The organism is Geosporobacter ferrireducens (genome assembly GCF_001750685.1).
GTDB lineage: Bacteria > Bacillota > Clostridia > Peptostreptococcales > Thermotaleaceae > Geosporobacter > Geosporobacter ferrireducens.
In genome coordinates, this window is the sequence record NZ_CP017269.1 from 3817241 (window position 1) to 3836022 (window position 18782).

At 39.8% G+C, this 18782-nt stretch carries 20 protein-coding genes; 19 read left to right on the forward strand and 1 reads right to left on the reverse strand.

Annotation, left to right across the window (positions count from 1 at the left end):
• Nucleotides 1-14 precede the first annotated feature (14 nt).
• The 19 genes from Gferi_RS17930 (at nucleotide 15) to larB (ending at nucleotide 18418) form a co-directional block, all read left to right on the forward strand.
• A complete protein-coding gene (locus tag Gferi_RS17930; protein ID WP_069978917.1) occupies nucleotides 15-644 on the forward strand; it encodes an SGNH/GDSL hydrolase family protein in 630 nt (209 codons plus the stop codon).
• A gap of 31 nt (nucleotides 645-675) precedes the next feature.
• Nucleotides 676-1725 carry a uroporphyrinogen decarboxylase/cobalamine-independent methonine synthase family protein gene (locus Gferi_RS17935; RefSeq protein ID WP_069978919.1) on the forward strand — a complete coding sequence of 350 codons (1050 nt, stop codon included), beginning with the start codon at nucleotides 676-678 and terminating at the stop codon, nucleotides 1723-1725.
• 132 nt (nucleotides 1726-1857) lie between these two features.
• A complete protein-coding gene (gene yqeC, locus Gferi_RS17940; protein WP_069978921.1) occupies nucleotides 1858-2607 on the forward strand; it encodes a selenium cofactor biosynthesis protein YqeC in 750 nt (249 codons plus the stop codon).
• Nucleotides 2608-2646: 39 nt separating this feature from the next.
• Nucleotides 2647-3672 carry a molybdopterin-binding protein gene (locus tag Gferi_RS17945; RefSeq protein ID WP_069978923.1) on the forward strand — a complete coding sequence of 342 codons (1026 nt, stop codon included), beginning with the start codon at nucleotides 2647-2649 and terminating at the stop codon, nucleotides 3670-3672.
• Between the two features lie 182 nt (nucleotides 3673-3854).
• Entirely contained in the window at nucleotides 3855-4667 is an 813-nt protein-coding gene (gene yqeB / locus Gferi_RS17950) for a selenium-dependent molybdenum cofactor biosynthesis protein YqeB (protein ID WP_069978925.1), read from the forward strand.
• A 154-nt stretch (nucleotides 4668-4821) separates the two neighbouring features.
• Nucleotides 4822-5598, forward strand: a complete 777-nt coding sequence (locus Gferi_RS17955; protein WP_069978926.1) for an IclR family transcriptional regulator — start codon at nucleotides 4822-4824, stop codon at nucleotides 5596-5598.
• Nucleotides 5599-5700: 102 nt separating this feature from the next.
• Nucleotides 5701-6495, forward strand: coding sequence for a quinolinate phosphoribosyl transferase (locus tag Gferi_RS17960; protein WP_069978929.1), 795 nt, complete (start codon nucleotides 5701-5703; stop codon nucleotides 6493-6495).
• Nucleotides 6496-6518: 23 nt separating this feature from the next.
• A complete protein-coding gene (locus Gferi_RS17965) occupies nucleotides 6519-7442 on the forward strand; it encodes a molybdopterin-binding protein (RefSeq protein WP_069978931.1) in 924 nt (307 codons plus the stop codon).
• A gap of 29 nt (nucleotides 7443-7471) precedes the next feature.
• Nucleotides 7472-8245 carry a 2-keto-4-pentenoate hydratase gene (locus Gferi_RS17970; protein ID WP_069978933.1) on the forward strand — a complete coding sequence of 258 codons (774 nt, stop codon included), beginning with the start codon at nucleotides 7472-7474 and terminating at the stop codon, nucleotides 8243-8245.
• Between the two features lie 44 nt (nucleotides 8246-8289).
• Nucleotides 8290-9159: an acetaldehyde dehydrogenase (acetylating) gene (locus Gferi_RS17975; RefSeq protein ID WP_069978934.1), complete on the forward strand. Its 870-nt coding sequence runs from the start codon at nucleotides 8290-8292 to the stop codon at nucleotides 9157-9159.
• Between the two features lie 3 nt (nucleotides 9160-9162).
• Nucleotides 9163-10170 (forward strand): 4-hydroxy-2-oxovalerate aldolase, encoded by a 1008-nt coding sequence (gene dmpG / locus Gferi_RS17980; RefSeq protein ID WP_069978936.1) that lies wholly within the window; start codon nucleotides 9163-9165, stop codon nucleotides 10168-10170.
• Between the two features lie 175 nt (nucleotides 10171-10345).
• The gene (locus Gferi_RS17985; RefSeq protein ID WP_069978938.1) at nucleotides 10346-10984 is read left to right on the forward strand and encodes a (2Fe-2S)-binding protein; all 639 of its coding nucleotides are present in this window, start codon (nucleotides 10346-10348) and stop codon (nucleotides 10982-10984) included.
• Nucleotides 10974-12434 carry a hypothetical protein gene (locus Gferi_RS17990; protein WP_330389381.1) on the forward strand — a complete coding sequence of 487 codons (1461 nt, stop codon included), beginning with the start codon at nucleotides 10974-10976 and terminating at the stop codon, nucleotides 12432-12434. The genes Gferi_RS17985 and Gferi_RS17990 overlap by 11 nt, the downstream gene beginning before the upstream one ends.
• A gap of 17 nt (nucleotides 12435-12451) precedes the next feature.
• Nucleotides 12452-13696 (forward strand): benzoate/H(+) symporter BenE family transporter, encoded by a 1245-nt coding sequence (locus tag Gferi_RS17995; RefSeq protein WP_069978940.1) that lies wholly within the window; start codon nucleotides 12452-12454, stop codon nucleotides 13694-13696.
• Nucleotides 13697-13801: 105 nt separating this feature from the next.
• Nucleotides 13802-14437, forward strand: coding sequence for a nicotinate-nucleotide adenylyltransferase (gene nadD, locus Gferi_RS18000; RefSeq protein WP_069978942.1), 636 nt, complete (start codon nucleotides 13802-13804; stop codon nucleotides 14435-14437).
• A gap of 15 nt (nucleotides 14438-14452) precedes the next feature.
• Nucleotides 14453-15559, forward strand: a complete 1107-nt coding sequence (locus Gferi_RS18005) for a M24 family metallopeptidase (protein ID WP_069978944.1) — start codon at nucleotides 14453-14455, stop codon at nucleotides 15557-15559.
• Nucleotides 15560-15693: 134 nt separating this feature from the next.
• Nucleotides 15694-16497: a nickel pincer cofactor biosynthesis protein LarC gene (gene larC, locus Gferi_RS18010; RefSeq protein WP_069978946.1), complete on the forward strand. Its 804-nt coding sequence runs from the start codon at nucleotides 15694-15696 to the stop codon at nucleotides 16495-16497.
• A gap of 370 nt (nucleotides 16498-16867) precedes the next feature.
• Nucleotides 16868-17668: an ATP-dependent sacrificial sulfur transferase LarE gene (gene larE, locus Gferi_RS18015; RefSeq protein ID WP_069978948.1), complete on the forward strand. Its 801-nt coding sequence runs from the start codon at nucleotides 16868-16870 to the stop codon at nucleotides 17666-17668.
• Between the two features lie 72 nt (nucleotides 17669-17740).
• Nucleotides 17741-18418, forward strand: coding sequence for a nickel pincer cofactor biosynthesis protein LarB (gene larB / locus Gferi_RS18020; RefSeq protein ID WP_456297979.1), 678 nt, complete (start codon nucleotides 17741-17743; stop codon nucleotides 18416-18418).
• Between the two features lie 180 nt (nucleotides 18419-18598).
• On the opposite strand, the gene Gferi_RS18025 is transcribed toward larB, so the two are convergent.
• Nucleotides 18599-18778 carry an H-type small acid-soluble spore protein gene (locus Gferi_RS18025; RefSeq protein ID WP_069978952.1) on the reverse strand — a complete coding sequence of 60 codons (180 nt, stop codon included), beginning with the start codon at nucleotides 18776-18778 and terminating at the stop codon, nucleotides 18599-18601.
• Nucleotides 18779-18782 lie beyond the last annotated feature (4 nt).

The window sequence follows — 18782 nt, forward strand, 5'->3', positions numbered from 1 at the left end:
GGAGTGAATGTGGAATGAAAAGAAAAATATTTGTTTTAGGGGATAGTATATCCATAGAATACGGGCCATATCTTCGAGAATGCCTTGGAAAGCAGTTTGATTACGACCGCAAGCGTGGAGAAGAAGCACTGATAGATTTGAATCAACCGGTAGGAGCGAATGGAGGAGATAGCAACTGCGTCTTAGAGTATCTGCGTGAGCAAACTGAAATGAAAATTCACTATGACATCTTGCTGTTAAATTGCGGCTTGCATGATATTAGAACCAACATAGATACAAAAGAGAAACAGGTGCCTCAAGAGGTTTATCGAAATAACCTGGAAAACATTATGGAACTTTGCAGCTGTTCAACAAAAAAAACAATCTGGATCAGTACGACTCCTGTGGACGATGCACAGCATGCAAAATATGAAAAAACTTTTAGAAGATACAACGAAGATATAAAGCAGTACAATAAGATTGCAGAAAATATTATGGGACAGTATAAGATTCCCATTATAGACTTATATGGCTATACAATAGGATTGGGTAACCAGCTCTATTACGATCATGTTCATTATAGAGAAGAAATAAGAGCACTGCAAGGAGCTTTTATTGCTGAGAATATCCGTCTACTGTTGCAATCTGAATACATTGTACTATAACAATGCGTAGACTAAATATGGAGGTGCTGTGATGAAAATCCCTTTTGATGTTACCTTTCACCCTTCTTGGTGGTATAAACATGCAGGTGTTTCCTTCAAAAGAGAGTTTTTTACTGATCCGGAGTATAGGATAGAAGCGGATATACAGATGAGAAAGGTTTTGCATGAGAAATTTGGGGATTTTGGACTTGGTGAAAAAAAACCTCAGCCTAGGCCTTTATTAGGCAGTGATTTGATTGCATCAGGATTTCTGCATTCAGAAATCATGGGCTGTGAGGTTCGGTATCAAGAAGAAAATCCGCCGGAGGTCATTTGTACAAATTTATCTGATGAAGCTGTGATGAATTTACGATTGCCGGAACTTGAAAAAATTGAGTTATGGAAGAATATTGAAGAACAGGGAAAATATCTTTATGAGAAATTTGGGTTTGTTGAAACCCATATGAATCTAATGGGTATACAAAATATTGCTATGGATCTAAGGGGACAAAATTTGTTAATGGATTATTATTTGAATCCAGAGCTAGCCCATCATCTATTGGGATTATGCACACAACTGTCGATCGCTATTGGCAGATGGTTTAAGCGTTATTCAAACAACCTGTCTGCAGGGGTAACAGCGATCGTTAAGCAAACTGTACCGGATATGTACCTCACATCCAATTGTACGGTGGAGATGATTTCCCTGGATACCTATAACACTTTTTTAGCAGAATATGACCAACTGCTGGCAGAAGCATTTGGTTCCTTTGGTATTCACCACTGCGGCCAAACCATGGAGCATGTGGTAGAAGGATATAAGAATATAAAGAACCTAAAATTTGCAGAGGTTGGAGCATTTTCTGATATTGGCTATGTTCGAAAACACCTTCCGGATATCCATCTCAATCTACGCTATAGTCCCGTAAAGCTGAAGGATGTCCAAGGGGATGAATTATATCAGGAGATTCATAGGATGATTGAGCTAGGAAAGCCGTTCAATCTGCTTTCCATTTCCTGTGTGGGTATTGATAGCCTTGTAAAAGATGAGCAAGTAAGGAATTTTCTTAGTTGCTGCAAAAACATCTCCCCTCTAGTTTAATATAAAAAGAGTAGGTCACGGGAATCTGTGACCTATTCTTTTTATATTAATTTTGATTGAAGATTTCATTTTCAATCAAAAAAAGATATAATAAGAGAAAGAACGTCAAAAAAAAGGAAGTGAAATATAATTTTGCATAGATTTATTGACTTTTTCCCGCTTAAAAAAGGTCAAATGACTGCTTTTGTAGGATGCGGCGGAAAAACCTCCTTAATCGAAGGGATTATAACAGAAGCGGAGAATTTCAATCTGCCTGTGATACATACAACAACTACTAAGATATATCCACCTAAGGAGAGGAAGTTCATTCTTGGCAGCGATATACAAGAATTGATAGAAGGGATTAAAAGCGTAGGGGATTCACTGGTTACAGCCGCATATGCTATAGATTCAGGTGAGAGTAAGCTCTTAGGGTTTCCCGTGAAGTGGTTTAATACGCTTCTACAGGAATTTCCAGGATACTGCATGCTTATAGAGGCGGACGGTTGCCGGGGACAATCTATTAAAATTTATAGAGAAAATGAACCTTGTCTGCCGCCAGAAACGGATAGGGTTGTCATTTTAACTGGAATGGACGCTTTTACTTGCTGCAGGATTGAAGAAAAGATGCATCGCTACGATTTGTTTCAAAGGTTTTTTCCAAACAAGAAATTTTATACATTACAGGACAGAATAGATATTTTGTTTCATAGCAAAGGATTAATTACGAAGATTCCTAAGGAAATCAAAAAAGTGCTTTTTTTGAACAAGGTAACCGAAGCAACATTAGAGCAGGCAAGAATGATTGCGGATTTATTGCTAGAGAAGGCTGCTGAGCAGTTAGATGGAGTTTTGATAGGAAATACTTTCGAAAAACCCATGATTTATGAGTATAGAAAGTAAGTATAAGCATGAAGAAATGCGAATGAAAGGAGTAATCCTGTGAGAAGTAAAAAAGTAAAAGTTGAAGATGCTATTGGAACGATATTATGTCATGATATCACAGAAATTGTACCTGGAGAAAAAAAGGGTAGGGCCTTTAAAAAAGGACACAAAATTACAAGTGAAGACATAGACAAACTAAGAAGGCTGGGAAAAAATCATCTTCAAGTAGTTGATATGGACCCTGATGATGTCCATGAGGATGAGGCTGGGATTTTCCTGGGTAAGATATTGTCGGGAAAAAATGTTGAAGTATCAGAGCCTTCAGAGAGTAGAGTAAATTTGTTTGCTGCAGCTGATGGACTGCTAAAGGTAAACGTGGATGCATTAATGGCATTAAATACTTTAGAAGATGTGGTTGCATCTACCTTATCCAATTACACCATTGTGCGTAAGGGCGAGATGATAGCTGGCACAAAGGTTACACCCTTGGTAGTGAAGGGACAAATATTAAAAGAGGCTGGCAAGATTAGAAAAGAAGCTGGAGAAATCGTATCGGTACTGCCTTTTAAAGCATTAAAGGCTGGAATGGTTATTACCGGGACAGAAGTGTATAAAGGCTTGATCAAGGATGCATTTCGTCCCGTGCTGACAGAAAAGGTAGAAAAATTGGGCGGCAGTGTGGCTCATGTAAGTTATGTTCCTGATGATGAGGAAATGATTAAGAACAAAATTCTTGAGGCAGCGGCAGTATGTGACGTGGTGCTCGTCTCAGGGGGTATGGCTGTGGATGCTGACGATGTGACGCCAAAAGCCATCGCCTCTGTGGCAGAGGTAATCAAATATGGTTCTCCGGTGTTGCCTGGCGCGATGTTTCTTATGGCTTATATGAATGACGATACAGCTGTCATTGGGATACCTGCCTGTGGGATGTACGCAAAAGTGACCATACTGGATCTGATCTATCCGAGGGTAGCAGTGGGAGAGAGGATTCGTAAAGAAGATATTATTAGACTTGCTAATGGGGGACTGTGCAGGAGATGTGAATCCTGCCATTATCCAAATTGTTCTTTTGGAAGAGGATAAATATGGAGTTTCGGTTTTTCGGAAAAATTACTGATGCTGTGAGAGTCCATAAAAAAGCAGCGTTACTAACAATTACCACGATTGAGGGATCTACCTCTAAATAATGTAGAAATTTAGTTGATCAAACATAGTGGAAAACTAAAATATATGAAAAAGGGCAGTTAGCGTTAGGAGTTGTGAGCATGGTTGCAAAAGACTTGGTTATTATAAAAGGGGCAGGAGATTTAGCAACGGCTGTAGGACACAAGCTATTCCGGTGTGGTTTTTCTGTGATTATGACAGAGATTCCGCAGCCTACCTGTGTACGAAGACAGGTATCCTTTGCCAATGCGATTTATGAAAAACGATGGGCCGTAGAAGGTATTAGTGCTGAAGCTGCAGATTCCTTTGAGGATATGATACAGGTTATGAAAAGTGGAAAAATCCCGGTTATCATTGATCCTTCCTGTAAAATTCAGGAACGCATAAAGGCCCCCTATTTAGTGGATGCCGTACTTGCAAAGAAAAATATCGGAACCAAGAAGAACGATGCAGCTGTCGTTATTGGTCTTGGCCCTGGATTTAGGGCAGGGGTAGATGTAGATATGGTAATTGAAACCAATAGAGGACATAATCTGGGAAGAATCTATTTTGAGGGGGGTGCTGAAGCTGATACAGGGATTCCGGGGAATATAGGCGGGTATACGAAGGAACGCGTACTTCGGGCGCCTGTGGAGGGATTTATCCGACATGTGAAAAATATCGGGGATTTCGTTCAGTATTCGGAGGCGGTTTCTTTTGTAGGAAACCAACCACTCCGGGCTGAAATTGACGGTATCATCCGTGGATTGATCCATGACGGTTTATTTGTGAAAGCAGGCCTGAAAATAGGCGATATTGATCCTAGAGGAAATATTGAATATCTCGATAAAATATCGGATAAGGCAAGAAATATTGCAGGTGGTGTATTAGAGGGTATTTTGATAAAAACCACAAATTTACAGAAAAAAAGATAACTGCATCAAATTCACAAAAACATTCGGCATGAACGAAAAGTATTCTGTATTGTAGAAAAATATTGACAATTTAGGCATACTCAATTAAAATCAAATATAAGATATATTCTTCGAATAAAAATAACAGCCAAGAGATAGATAGGGTGCATATAAAATGGAGAAGACAAAAGGTGTTATTGTTCAGTCTGTAGCAAGGGCTTTAGAGATACTGCAGTGCTTTAGCGGGAATACGATAGAGTTAGGTATTTCTGAGATTGCTGATGCAATGGAGTTGAGCAAAAGTACGGTTTATGGTTTGGTAAATACATTAGTAGTAAAAGGATACTTAGAGCAAAGTCAACAAAGCAAAAAATATCGCTTGGGTATCAAATTATTTGAATTTGGAAATTTAGTTCAAAAACGTATGGACTTAAGGAATGAAGCAAAAGTTTTTTGTGAAATACTTGCTGAAAAATATAGAAATACAATTCATCTGGCGGCTCATTATGAAGGTGAAATTATTTATATTGATAAAGTAGACATTCCTGATTCTGTGATTGCTTATTCTCAAGTGGGTAAAAGAGCACCTATGCATTGTACCGGTGTAGGGAAAGCAATTCTTGCCTATTTAGACACTGAATATATAGAAAATTATGTATTAAATAAGCCACTCAATAAAATGACTGAAAACACAATCATAAATCCTCAAAAACTTCTTGAAGAGTTGCAAATAATTAAAGAAAGAGGATATGCAATAGATGATGAGGAAATTGAAATTGGATTAAGATGTGTGGCTGCTCCTATTTTTAATCATAAAGGTTATCCTGTGGCAGCGATTAGTGTATCAGGACCTTATAGAAAAATGAATGATGAGTTTATGAAAGAGGTTGCAAAGGATGTTCAATCTTATGTGCAGCAGATTTCAGAAAGATTGGGATATTCAAATAAATAAGCGATAGAAAATATTACACTTTGGGGAAAATATTAAATTTTCTCCAAAAATTTAATACAATAACCGAACGACGTTCGTTAATAACGAAAAAGGAGGAAGATTATGAAGGATATCAGGGATGTTATTTTTAAAAACATTATTGACCAGAAATTTCAAGCAGTTCTAATACCTGAAAGAGATGGTTGCATTGCAGGGGTTGCCGATGCAATAAAACAAGCGGAAGAGATTGGAGTAGAACTTGCCCTTTACAATAAGGAGGGGGACTGGATTACCAAGGAGAAACCTATTGGAATGGTAACGGCTACTCCCAAGAATATAGCATTGGCGGAAGAGAAGATCATTGGTAACTTGGCTAAGTTTTCGGGGATTGCAACAGCCGCAAAAAGGGCAGTAGAGCTTGCTAATGGAAAAGTTGAGATTGTGTCAGGCTCTTGGAAGAAAATGCCTCCTACTATGAAGGATGGAGTTAGAACTGCAATTATTGCTGGGGGAGCCTCTTTTAGAATCACCAGCAACAAAATGATTTATTTGGATAAAAATTATATTAAAATGCTTGGGTCTATTCCGGCCGCTTTGGAGACGGTAAAGGAGTTTACTGATTTTATCAAGGTAGTTCAGATTAAAGGAAAACAGTTTACCATCGAAGAGGAAACGAGGCAAGCGATGGAAAACGGTTGTGGACTGTTGATGGTAGATACAGGAAATGTAGAGGACGTAATTCGCTGCTCTAATACTGTCAAGGCAATGGGGCTAAGGAAACAGGCAAAGATTGCCTTTGCTGGAGGCGTTAAAATAGATAAAATCAAAGAATTTACAGAGCTGGATATAGATGTCCTTGATATAGGCAAAGAGATTGTGGATGCTTTATTGCTGGATATAAGACTCGATGTAGTTTGAAAATTTGGTAGAGAGGTGAGGAGATGGGATTAAATCTACTGGAGAAAACAGAATTATGGATCAATAATATAACCTTAAAGAATGCCAATCTCACGCATTTGGCAGAAATAGTAGCTAAAACTCTAGAGATTGAAAGGCAGAAGGTGCTAGTCGTAGATGTACGGCCGCAGCATATTACCCTAGATATTTTAGAGAAGGAGGTTCTAGAGGAAAATATCATAGGGAAAGAAAGGGCTATATTAGAGGCAATCTCTAAATTAGAGGGAGTTATCATTAGCGATGATACCTATATTCACTCCAATGGTATTCTCGGAATGATTTGTTTAGAAACAGAGAATCCAAAGGAAATGATGAGCACGATTGCTACAATGGCCAATGAAATGAGAGAGAAAATTGCTAAACGTGCTATTATTTTTCCAACAGGGTTTGAGTTAAAGCAAAAATTAATAGAGGATACGAATACTCCCTATCTAAAAAAGCTTTTAGAACAAGAGGGCTTTAAGGTAACGGTTGGAGATATCATTGACGACACGCTGGAGGATATGGAGTACAAACTTTCCGATGCGGTATCTAGAGCATACGGACTTGTCATTACTACAGGGGGGGTAGGTGCAGAGGACAAGGATAAAACCGTAGAAGGGGTTTTAAGGATTGACCCTCAAGCGGCGACGCCCTACATAGTGAAATTTAAGCAGGGTACAGGGCGTCATGTGAAGGATGGTGTGAGGATTGCCGTTGGGAATATTGGGCCTAGCTATATTGTTTCTTTGCCTGGTCCAAATGATGAGGTGCAAATTGCTTCTGAAATTTTAATAGAGTGCTTAAAAAACGGCCATGGCAAGGCTGAAATCGCACAGCGGATAGCTGCTGCATTAGCAGAAAAACTGATGAAAAAGAAATTTCATCATGAAATAAAGCATCAGCATCATCATGTAGATAAGCAATGAAAAGATAAAATAAGGTGGGAGGAATGAAAATGGATTGTAAAAAAGTAGCGGCAGACCTTTATAAAGCAGAGAAAGAGGCTTATCAAATTGAAACAATTAGTACGGCAAATCCGGATATGACGATAGCGGATGCCTATGCAATTCAGCTTGAAAATGTAGCGAAGCGGGTTGCAGAAGGTGAAAAAATCATTGGAGTAAAGGTAGGCTTGACCAGTAAGGCAATGCAAAAGCTCCTGGGGGTAGATGAACCTGATTACGGGCACCTTACCGATAAAATGCTTCTATTAGAGGGGGATAAATGCCCAATGAAGGAACTTATTCAGCCAAAGGTTGAAGGAGAGCTGGCATTTTGCCTTAAAAAGACATTAAAGGGGCCAGGAGTGACCATTGCAGATGTTTATAATGCCACTGGTTGGGTGGTTCCTGCAATAGAAATTGTAGACAGCCGTATCAAGGATTGGAAAATCAAGCTAGTAGATACAATTGCAGATAACGGTTCCAGTGCAAAGCTGGTTTTGGGCAGCACGATGACACCAATCGGTAATGTAGATATGCGGTTGGTTGGAATGAACTTGGAGAAGAACGGTGAGATTGTAAGCACTGGAACAGGTGCCGCAGTTTGGGGCAATCCAGCTGCTGCTGTTGCATGGCTTGCAAATAAACTTTCCCAGTTTGATATAGAGCTAAAAGAAGGAGATATCATTCTATCCGGAGCAGTAACGGCTGCCGAGGCGGCTAAAGCAGGCGATATTTTTACAGTGAGCTTTCAAGGCATGGGTAGTGTAACAGTAAAATTTGAATAGACAAACCGCCGTTTATCGCAGAGGTTTTGAAAGGGGACAGATTTATGGAAAAAATCAAAGTAGGTATCATTGGTCCAGGAAATATCGGTTCAGATCTTATGTATAAGGTTATGAGAAGTGAAAATCTTCAAATGTATATGATGACAGGCATCAGTGAATCAGAAGGAATCAAGAGGGCAGAAGGCCTGGGGTTTAAAACGTCCATTGAAGGTGTTGAAGCAATTCTTAAGGATTCGGAGGTGAAAATTGTATTTGATGCAACTAGTGCCAAAGCCCATCAGATACATGCACCACTTCTGAAAGAAGCGGGAAAAATTGTCATTGATATGACGCCGGCAGCTGTAGGACCTTATGTAGTGCCCTGTGTAAACCTTGATCAATTATCTGATGTAGATAATTTCAACATGGTAACCTGTGGGGGACAAGCGACCGTTCCTATTACTTATGCCATCAACAAGGTGGCTGACTCCAAATACACGGAAATTGTCTCCTGTATTTCTTCCAAAAGTGCAGGACCTGGTACAAGAGCCAGTATTGATGAATTTACACAGACAACCGCAAGCGCCTTAGAAAAAGTAGGCGGTGCGGATAGAGGGAAAGCAATTATCGTATTAAATCCTGCTGAGCCTCCCTTAATGATGTCCAATACCATTTACTCGATTGTAAAAAATCCGGATGAACAGAAAATCGTTGATGCAGTAAAGGATATTGTAAAACAGGTGCAGGCTTATGTGCCGGGATACAAGCTCCGTGTACCGCCAATTATAGAGGGAAACAAGGTTACCGTTATTATTGAAGTTGAAGGTGCAGGAGACTTCCTGCCGAAATATTCCGGCAATCTTGATATTATCAATGCAGCTGCAGTAGCAGTAGCAGATAAATTAGCACATAAAATGCTAGGAAAGGCGGTTTAACTAATGTTCAAGCAAAAAATCAACATTGTCGATACGACCCTTCGTGATGGCAGTCATGCGGTAAGCCATGGTTTTACGGTAGAACAAACTGAAGCCATCGCAGGAGGACTAGATAAAGTAGGAGTAGATATCATTGAAATCAGCCACGGAGATGGAATTGCTGGATCTTCAATTAATTATGGATTTTCTAAAACCCATGAAATGGAACTAATTAAAGCTGCAAAAAACAAAATGAGTAGTGCCAAGCTTGCTGTTCTTCTCTTGCCTGGTATTGGAACAATTGAGGATTTAGAGGAAGGCCGTGAGAACGGAGCGGAAGTCGTTCGAGTGGCAACCCACTATTCTGAAGCTGATGTGGGTATACAGCATATTGAATACGCAAAAAAAATAGGAATGATGGCAGTAGGCTTTTTGATGATGGCCCATATGGGGACCCCAGAGCAGATTGTTGAGCAGGCCAGAATTTTTGTTGAAAGCGGTGCGGATTATATCAATATTGCGGATTCAGCAGGGTATATGACCCCCGATGATGTTAGAGCTAGAATCAGCTTATTGAAGAACTCGATCAATATTCCAATAGGCTTTCACGCCCATAACAACCTTAGTTTAGCGGTGGCCAACTCCATTGCTGCAGTCGGGGAAGGTGCAACCTATATTGATGCAAGCTGCCGGGGACTGGGTGCAGGAGCAGGAAATACACAACTTGAGGTTTTATCCGCCGTACTGGATAGAATGGGCTACAATACAGGCATGGATATTTATGGTGCAATGGATGTTGCGGAGGATATTGTTGAACCGATTATGTATAGACCACAGGTAATTAAAACAGCTCCTTTGATGTTAGGATATGCAGGTGTGTACTCCAGTTTCTTGTTACATACCTACAAAGCGGCGGAAAGGTTTAATCTAAATCCAAGAGATATTCTTGTGGAACTAGGTAAACGAAAAATGGTAGGGGGACAAGAGGATATGATCGTGGATGTGGCATTTGCCTTGTCTCAGAAAAAATAAGATGATAACACGGAGAATGATTATCAAGTGATTTATTGTGCGGGACGATTTAGGTTGCTGGTGTGGAAGGCCAAGGAGCTGTCTATAGCATTGTATAACAGACCCTGAAAGCCTTTCAACCATGTAAATCTACATCCAACCAGCGCAAAAAATAAAGTAAAGGGGGATTTATTTTATGAAAAAAGTAACACTTTTAGCGAAGGTAGACCAAGAAAAGTGCAAAGGCTGTAAAGTCTGTGAAAAGGTTTGCCCTGTCCTTGCCATTTCAGTAGTAGACAAAAAAGCAGTCGTAAAGAATGAAGCCTGCCGGGCCTGTGCAAATTGTGAACAGCGCTGCCCTTTTCATGCTGTGGAAATGGTGAAGAGGGAAACGCCTCTTGAAGTTGGGGTGGATGTTTCAAAGTTCGAGCAAAACAAAATCAGGGAAATTTGTGAAAAAGCAAATCTAAATCCAGAGCAAATTATTTGTTATTGTGTAGGAACAAGGGCAGAAGAGGTTGCGGCGGCTATTTTGAATGGAGCAACGACTCCCGAGGTAGTTTCTTCTATGACCGGTGTTAGAACGGGATGTACCATTGAATGTATTCAGCCGGTTCTTAGGCTGATGGAAGCTGGCGGACACCAGCTCAAACCGGTAGAAGGCGGTTGGCAGTGGTATGGAACAACTGCAACAGCATGGACAATTCCAGAAGAAGTAAAAGCAAAATATAATAGCAGGGGTTTCTATTTTGAAGAAGATAAAGAGCTTCTGGATCGGGTGGTAAAAACCCATACAGGTTGTAAAGGTAAAGGAGGACAAAAACATGATGCGTAAACCCATTATCCCAATTTCTGCAAAGGCATCCCAATATGGTATTGACCCTTCTCTTGTTACAAAACGTGCAGCTGAACTGCCCAATATGGTATCCCTTATATTGAAGGATTTGTTTCCAGATCTTCCAGAGGTAATTTATCCTGCAGGAGAAGATGCTATTCAAAATGTAAGAAAAGCAGCGGTAGAGTCGCTAATGAAGGTTGATATGAGCATGATCAAGCCTGAGCACTCTGTCAATGTTCTTGCTTCCCACCATGGATTTACCCTCCTGGGCGGTGAACCTTATGCTGAACTGCTTAAAGCGATAAAGGATGTTGTAGAAGAGCGTACAGGATCTACAAATATACGTCTTCGCGCAGGGGTTGGTATGAGATTCCGTGAAACCGAGGAATACATTGTACGTTATGGCCTGGATACTTATTATAATGGCAAAACCATGGGACTAGCACCTGTTGATGAGGGGATTGCCATCGAAACCGAAATCGGTACTCTCTATGGATTAAAGAGAATCTATGATGCAGATTGGATCATCCATGCCCATCATACCGACGTCCGTGAAGTGCATTTCCACAGACAGGTTGATAAGGCAGTGAAACCCTTTGGTATGTCCTATGCGCGTATCGAGACAAGAAGTACTTATCATCAAAACCTAGGTCCTCGTGCAGCCAATTTTGTTGCAAGAGCGATTTTTGAATCTGAATTTGTACAGGGCAAGTTTGCCTTTGCATCTTTTTTAGACGTAGGGCCTCATGGAATTATAGGTGTGGATTCTGACAATGATCTATATGCATTAAATGACAGAGCCACCTTTATTGGATGCCAGCACTACGGAAAGATCATGACCTTATTCGGTGAAATCGATGAGTGTATTGCTGTACTTGACTTTCCATGCCCGGTACCCTATGTATTCTCAGCGGGCGTCATATACGCAAATTTTGTAGGGGCCAATACCGACCTTTATGATATGGAAACACCGCTTCCGCCCTATACTTGGTATACTGAAGCCTTCTACGGCAAGAACGGCAAGCCCATGCTGGAAGAAATTGCGCCAATCAATCCAGCAATTAAAATGTGTGTCCATAATTATGCTTGGTTGGGCTATCCATCTGCTTTCTTCTCCGAATATATGCCTACAGTAGTGGTCGGTCAAAAACAGGCTGATTTATTTGATACAGATCCTCTAAACATGAAATATATGGATTATGCCGTAACCGTTAAGACGTTAGATGCAGCGATGAACTTTGCTTATCGGACCACAGGAACAGATAAGGTAATCATCTTTGACGGTGCTATGGCAGGAATGAATGTCAGCGAGTCACTGGCAAAATTACTCATTGAAAAAGCACCTCTTGTCAGCGAAAAAGTTGACAATGTATTGCTTCCTAAATGGTTGAAGCAAAGAGGTGTGGATATTTCTATCCTGGATGAACTTAGAAAAAACCATAAATAATTAGGAGGGTGAGTTTTATGGAGATGGCAGAGAAAAAAACCACATCACTTATTGAGAGTGGCCCAGGCATTCAGTCCGGTTTAAAGGACTTGAGAAAGCATCTTAACAGCAAAACAATTACTACTGGAGTTGTAGCGGCCATCTTTGGGGTTACGGGGCCAGCTTTGGTTACAATTAAAGCCGCAACTGATGCTGGATATACGGAAGCTCAAACTGTATCCTGGCTCTTTGGAATCTATGTCTTTGGCGGATTGATCAGTTTGATCATGGGATTATACTATAAAATGCCTATTACAGGCGCCTATTCAATTCCAGGAGCATCCATGCTGGGTGCAGCATTAGTAGGTTTTAGTTTTAATGAAGCAGCAGGAGCATTCATGATCGCGGGTCTTCTTGTCCTGCTGCTTGGACTGTCCGGGCTTATGGGAAAAGTCATGAAATGGCTTCCGCTTCCCATTGTAATGGGAATGATAGGCGGTGCAATGGTTCGTTTTGGAACCAATATCGTCAATTCAACGGTGGCAGCACCAATTATAGGGTTTGCAACGCTTATAGGCTTTTTTTTCATTCCAAAGGCGATGAAAAAATTCCCTCCGGTTCTAGGCGGCATGATACTTGGATTGATTACAGCAGTAGTTACAGGCCAAGTAAACTTTGCTACAACAGAATTCTCGTTTATTGCGCCGCAACTGGTTGTACCAAGCTTCAATGTAAGCACAATCCTCTCTGTTTCTGTTCCGCTGGCAGCTTTAGTAGTCGGTGCAGAGAATGCTCAGGCCATAGGGGTGCTCTTTGCGCAAGGCTATAAAACACCTGTAAATGCAATGACGATTATTAGTGGAATTGGAGGAATTGTTTCAGGTTTATTTGGGGCACATAATGCCAATATTGCCGGACCTATGACCGCAATCTGTTCATCTGAGGAATCAGGAGCAAAAGAAGGGCGATATGCAGCAACGGTCTTAAACGGAATCCTTTTTGCCAGCTTCGGATTGATTGCCAGTATTGCAATCGCATTTGTAACCACTCTGCCATCTGCACTGATTAATATCCTTGCTGGCCTTGCCATGATCAATGTATTGACGAATGCTTTCAAAGAAGGATTTGGATTGAATAAATTCAGAATGGGTGCTTTCACAGCATTGGTTATTGCGATGAGCGGTATTACGATCATTCATATTGGTTCAGCTTTCTGGGCACTCGTTGGAGGTGTTGTTGTTTCTCTAGTGGCAGAAAGAAAAGATTTTGATGAGCAAAACTAGATAAATTTTAAAGAATATGAAGCAGGATGTATTTGAAACGGCAGCTTGAATGATGTGCAAATCCATCCTGCTATTTTTAAAATACTATAGAAGAGGAGAATTTTATTGAAGCGAATCGGTGTATATGGAGGAAGCTTTAATCCTATTCATAAAGGGCATATCCATGCTGCGGTGCAGTTTTCAAAGCAGCTGGAACTAGACAAGGTTTTGGTTATACCTACCAATATACCGCCCCATAAAAAGAATTATCTTCTCTTGGATGCTAAAGCAAGATATGAAATGTGCTCTTTGGCAAGTCACGAAAATCCGGTTCTAGTGACAGATGATATTGAAATTAGAAATCAAGGGAAGAACTATACTTTTAAAACCTTAGAAGCGCTGTTGGAAAGAGAAAAAGAAAGTGAATTCTATTTGCTTTTAGGCTCTGATATGTTTATGTGCTTTTCAGAATGGATTGGGTTTAAAGAGATTATAAAAATAGCCACTATATGCAGCATTCCCCGAGATCACGGAGAGATGGAAGGATTGATGGCTATGGAAAAGAAACTGCAAAGTTATGGAGCAAAAACGAAGATATGCACTGCAGAGATTTTGCCGGTGTCTTCTACTGAGATACGGATGAAAATAAAACAGGGAGCAGATGTATCGGATATGCTCCATTCAAAAGTATATGAATATATAGAAAAGAATCATCTTTACAAGAATCAGAATGAAAATAGGATAGATGCCATATGTGGATAGTGAAGGGGGAGGACCATGAAAGAACAGATTATCCAACGGATAAGGAGCTTGCAAGAGGAAATTCGTTCTTTGGGATTGGATGCGGCCATTATTATGGACAGGGAGAATCTAATCTATTTTGCTGGTGTTGAGGATTTAGAAGGGGGATCTCTAGTGATCCCAGTTGATGGAGAGGTTACATTATTTTGTTTGTGGTTAGAAGCCGTGCATATGAAAGAAGTAAGTGGCATTAGGAATGTAGTGCCTTATATTTTCCCGCAGGAAAATGTGAGCCAAAAAACAGCTGAATATATAGCCGGTATGGGTATAAGCAAACCGAAAATCGGTTTTACCAGATACTTTATCAGCTTAAAAGACTTTCAATGTCTTCAGCAAGCCGTTCCGGGAATTGAAGTTGGAGATATTGGGCAAGCCTGCTATAAGATTAGATCGATTAAAACAGAAAAAGAAATTGAATACATAACCAAGGCATCGGAATTTGTAGCTTATGGTATGAAGGCTGCAGTAGAAGCCGTAAAACCGGATGTAAAGGAAACGGATATTTTGGCAGAAGCAGATTATGCGATGAAAAAAGCAGGATCAGAGGGAGCCAGCTTTAGGATGCAGGTGCTTCGTCACGACAGGCAACAATTGGTTCATCCCTATGCAGGAGATTATCTCATTGAGAACAATCAGCCGGTAGTTATTCATCTAGGCGCATCTTACAAGGGATATACAGCTAAAATGTGCAGAACGGTTTTTTTAGGAGATGTAGGAGAAGAAAGCCTGAAGATATATACAACTTTAATTGAGGCTCAAAAAGTAGCAATAGATAGTTTGATACCAGGAGTAAAATCAGCAGAGGTGTATGGTAATGTATATAAATATATAGAGGAACAAGGTTATGGAAAAATGTTTATAGATTATATTGGCTATGGTGTAGGAATTCGCCAGTCAGAATTTTATCCTATTCTAGGAAAGAATATAGATCATATTATAGAAGCGAATATGGTAGTGGATGTTTTACTTCCTACACTGTATAAGCCTAAAGCAGGTGGGCCAAGAATTACAGATACAATTTTAGTAAGAGAAAATGGATGCAAGTTTCTCACAGATTTCGATAGGACACCAATCTTTAGATAGAACTTTCTATGTTTATGGTTTGAATATATTACTTGAAAAAATTGAAGATTGGTGAAAGTACACGAAAAAGGAAACTAGTTTAGTTTAATAAAATGGTAATAATTAATAGATTAACAGATTGGTGGTAGAAAAAGATGAGCAAAAAAACATTGTATTTGGAATGCTATTCAGGGATCAGCGGGGATATGACTGTTGCAGCATTATTGGATTTAGGTGCAGATAAAGAGGTGTTACTAAAAGGATTGGAAAGCCTTCCTGTAGATGGTTTTGAAATCAAAATGGGCAGAGTAAGCAAACGTGGCATAGACGCCTTTAATTTTGATGTAATCTTAAAGGATGGTCATCATCACCACCATCATGAAAAAGAGCAAGATCATGAGCACCATCATTCTTATGAACATAGAAATATTGAAGATATCTTCAACATTATAGACGCCGGAGATCTTACAGAAGAGGCTAAAAAACTGTCTGGAAAAATATTTAACATTGCAGCCTGGGCAGAGGCAAAAGCCCATGGGATCGAAGTAGAGAAGGTACATTTTCACGAAGTAGGGGCAATTGATTCTATCGTTGACATTATTGCTACAGCAATCTGTTTAGATAATCTGGAGATTGAAGAAGTCATTGTCTCTGAGTTGTTTGAGGGAAATGGATATGTGAAATGCCAGCATGGCCTGATGCCGGTTCCTGTTCCGGCAGTTGTGAATATTTTGCAGGAGAGTAAACTTACAGTCAGGCTTACTGAAAACAGAGGAGAAATGATTACACCAACAGGGGCTGCAATTGCAGCGGCAATTGTGACAACAAGAAATTTACCTGAAAGTTATACCATCGAGAAAGTGGGTATTGGAGCAGGAAAAAAGGATTTCAAAAATGCCAATATTTTGCGGGCTTATTTGATTGAGAGGACACCAAAAAATAGCTTTCATAGGGTATAATATAAGATGTTAGAAAGCTAAAAAGAAGCTGGTTAGGGAGTAAAATTTTCTTGGCCAGTTTCAATTTTTCTAAAAAAAGAAATACAGACATTGTAAACAGAAAGAAGAAAGTAAGAAGTTCGATGAATTTTACATGTTATATTTTAAAAAGAATTAAATATGTTTATTACGGCAAAAAGGCGTTTAATTTCATGGTAAGGGATTAACGGTATATTTACATTGCTAGCAGTTTTTTTCTTGAAAACTCGTAAATGTATGATAGAATTATAAATATTATTTTAGAGAATCATTATAGAGTTTTGTTGATAAAGATCGAATCGCTTAATCAAATTTGAAAATTGACGTAAAGAAGTGAGAGGGAGCAGTTTATATGCAGAATAAATATGATCAATTGGTTGAAATTCTTAAAGAAATGAAAAGTGTAGTGGTGGCTTTCTCCGGAGGTGTAGATAGTACTTTTCTGCTAAAAGCAGCACAAGATACGCTTGGTGACCGGGCTATTGCAATTACGGTTACTTCACCCTTTCATGCAAAATGGGAAGAAGCAGAAGCAAAGGAATTGGCAGCTCGAATGGGTGTCAAGCATATTATGTTACCTAAGCGCTTAGAAAACGAAGCACTGAGAAATAATCCAGTCAATCGATGTTATCTTTGTAAGAAAGAGGTTTTTGGTGATATACAGCAGTATGCTGTAAATAATGGATATAAATGGGTAGTCGACGGAACCAATCAGGATGATACTGCAGATTATCGGCCTGGTATGCAAGCCTTGAAAGAATTAAATGTAAGAAGTCCATTGCTGGAAGCAGGAATGACCAAAGGGGATATAAGAAAACTATCGGAGGCAATGGGATTAAGTACTTGGAATAAACCGCCCTATGCCTGTTTGCTGACAAGAATTCCTTATGGACAGGAAATCAAAGAAGAAGATTTACGCAGGATTGATGATGCAGAGTCTTATCTAATGGATTTGGGTTTTCGTCAAGTACGGGTAAGATTGCATGGGAATATGGGACGTATAGAAATCGCCAAGGAAGAGTTCCCTGAAATACTTCATCTTGAAAAGCTGGAACAAATCAATCAAAGGTTTAGAGATTTAGGTTTTCAATACACATCCTTAGATTTGGAAGGTTATAGAATGGGAAAAATGAATGATGAGATAGAGGGGTGAAGCTTTATTATGCAAGAAATAAAGAGTCTTTTAGAACATGTGCAAGAGGGAAAGCTAAGTGTTGAGGAGGCAATGGCTGCATTAAAGGAGCTTCCTTATAAGGATATTGGAATCGCAAAAATTGATCATCATCGGGAACTGCGAAACGGCTACCCGGAAGTCATTTATTGTGAAGGAAAACAGCTGGAACATATCCAGTATATTATCGAAGAAATGCTCAAAAAAAGCAACAACATATTAGCGACAAGAGCCAACCCAGAAGTATATGAAGCAGTGAAAGAAGTATGTGAAACCGCAGTGTATCATAAGCTTGCTAGAATTATTACAATTGAGCGTAAGAAAATCCAATTGCCTAAAACCTATATTTCTGTAGTTACGGGAGGAACCTCCGACATACCAGTAGCAGAGGAAGCTGCGGTAACTGCAGAGTTTTTAGGTAATCGGGTTGAGCGTGTCTACGATGTGGGCGTTGCTGGGATACATAGACTATTTGGAAATTTGGAACGGATAACAGGCGCAAGGGTGATCATTGCCGTGGCAGGCATGGAAGGTGCATTGGCCAGTGTAGTTGGCGGGTTGGTCGACAAACCTGTGTTGGCCGTTCCTACGAGCATAGGTTATGGTGCCAGTTTTAATGGATTATCTGCACTCTTGTGTATGCTGAACAGTTGTGCCAGCGGGGTATCTGTAATGAACATAGACAATGGTTTCGGAGCCGGATATATGGCTAGTATGATTAATAAACTATAAGAAAAAACACTGAGTCGATCAGTGTCTTTTCTCATTTATGTGATTCTTTTAAATATGACTTATTTTTTGTCGTAGGGACAGACCTGTGTGTCTGTCCGCTTGATGGACAGGAGGATACTAGGTCCTCCGCTACGTACATTTATTTTTAGAAGTGTAAATCTATAAAATTACAGACAATCTTTAAGACAGATGTCCTTCTTCTAATTTTATCACTGGAACAGTTGTTTGACCGGAGTCTGAAGTTACTATGGCTGTTTGGTCTTGCGCATTTAATTTTTCTATCCAAATAGATTTGCCTTCATAAAATACAGGAATCGTTTTTTCAGAGTTCAATATTTGTTGTGCACGGTCATACTGCATGATT